Raw genomic sequence first — 1,822 nt, forward strand, 5'->3', positions numbered from 1 at the left:
GGCAATAATGGCATATACCAACAATATAACTAAATATAAAGTACTTGTAAATCCCTCATATAAAGTGATGTGATTTAACAGGGTTATGGTTGTTCCAAATATGATACTAAAAATCGAAAGAAATGTTTTTGCCTGTTTGAGAGATTTAGGATTTAGAAATCTATACACAAACCATGTCATAATAAAGCCCTGATAATAATTAATCACAAGCTCAAAGCATTTCCATAGCAAGTTCTTCATTTTGTCTTCCTCAAATACTGTGTTAATTTCTCATCAACAGTTTGTTTGTAGTTTTTACTCATATTTAATCTAAAGCCTTGCTTAAAAATTATCTCGTCTTTATTTCTATCTATATTAAAAATGTGACGAAGATTAACTAGAAAACTCTTGTGTATCCGAGCAAAATCATATTGAGAAAAATGAATCTCCAATTCACCAATATTACCTCTGATCTTTATCGGTTCGTTATGTTCTGAATGATAGATAACATAATGTTTACTGCTCTCAATATAATAAATGTTCTTTATTTGCAGCGGAACTCTTCCGACTTCTTTATTTTCCAAAATAATAATTGTGTTTTGCTTCATTTCATTGAAGAGCTGATTAACCACACTATGTAGTTTTTCTGTGAAAAAAGAATCATTGCTTTTGGTTATAAAATTCAGTGGTCGGAAATAAAGACTATCATAAACCAGTTCAGGATGATTGGTAACAAAAATTATGTAACAGTCGTTTGAACTTGAAATCTTAGCTGCTAATTGAAAACCGTCCGGCTCCGGCATATCAATATCAAGAAAAACCAAATCAAATGGTTTTATTAAGTGGTGCTGATACATCAATTCACTTGAAATGTAAGTTTCTAACTCAATATCTTCATTATTCTGTCTTTTAAATTCGGATTTGACAGCTTGTGACATATTATTAACAAATACTTTATTATCATCACATATTGCTACTCTGATCATATGTATTTCCTCCTTAAAATGTAGTATAAATCACAACAATTGTATTTGTGATATAATTTTACGACAAAATTCGCTGATTTTTTATAAATAATACAGATTTATGACTTCGGACTATATTTATACTATAACAAAAGTGTTGGAACCGGAAAGAGAGGCGGAGCATATATTATGAAAAAGCAAGTAAAAAGTTCAAATGTTTTTGGCGAAAAACAAAAGCTCATTATCGCCAAAATCTTGATCAATCTGCGAGAGCTAAACTTTCTAACACAAACAGATATAGCAAAACATCTTCATCTTTCTCCTATCACGATTTCTCACTATGAAAAAGGATTAACTGTCCCACCTACAGAAGTTGTGTATCGACTTGCCGACTTTTATAACGTTACTACAGATTATATTCTCGGCAAAAGTGCAAGCAGGACAAATCTTAATGACACTTATGCAATAAAGCTAACAAATAAAATGACTATAGGCGACGCTGTAGAAATAATGGCAAAGATGGACAACGCAGAACGTGAGCATTTAGCGTATTTCATTGAGGTTATAGGAAAGTCAAAAAAATAATTCAATTTAGAACTCTGAATTTGTATCAGGGTTCTTTTTTATTTTACCATAATAAAACAGCAAGGTCAAGCATATTATGTTAGTTTTCTGATCTTTGCATTTCGTGCTAAATATCTTCACCTTGTGCCAAATTCGTTGACATTTATACATAAAAGTATATAATATACATAAATTAATGGATTGTCTATTTACGAGGAGAGAATGCAATGGCTTTTAGAGTATTGAGAGCGGTTGATTAAACTGATACAAATCAATACATATATTATATCATAATACGACAATGGAAAAGTATA

The 1,822-nt window shown here is 30.6% G+C and carries 2 protein-coding genes; one reads left to right on the forward strand and one right to left on the reverse strand.

Going from position 1 to position 1,822, the window contains the following annotated elements:
* Window positions 1-236: 236 nt before the first annotated feature.
* Window positions 237-965, reverse strand: coding sequence for a LytR/AlgR family response regulator transcription factor (locus DW793_RS14110; protein ID WP_118158525.1), 729 nt, complete (start codon window positions 963-965; stop codon window positions 237-239).
* 168 nt (window positions 966-1,133) lie between these two features.
* Between DW793_RS14110 and DW793_RS14115 the strand changes: the two genes are divergently transcribed.
* A complete protein-coding gene (locus DW793_RS14115; RefSeq protein WP_117927198.1) occupies window positions 1,134-1,529 on the forward strand; it encodes a helix-turn-helix domain-containing protein in 396 nt (131 codons plus the stop codon).
* Window positions 1,530-1,822: the final 293 nt, after the last annotated feature.

Origin of the sequence: Ruminococcus sp. AM31-15AC (assembly GCF_003462045.1) — a bacterium.
Taxonomy (GTDB): domain Bacteria; phylum Bacillota; class Clostridia; order Oscillospirales; family Ruminococcaceae; genus Hominimerdicola; species Hominimerdicola aceti.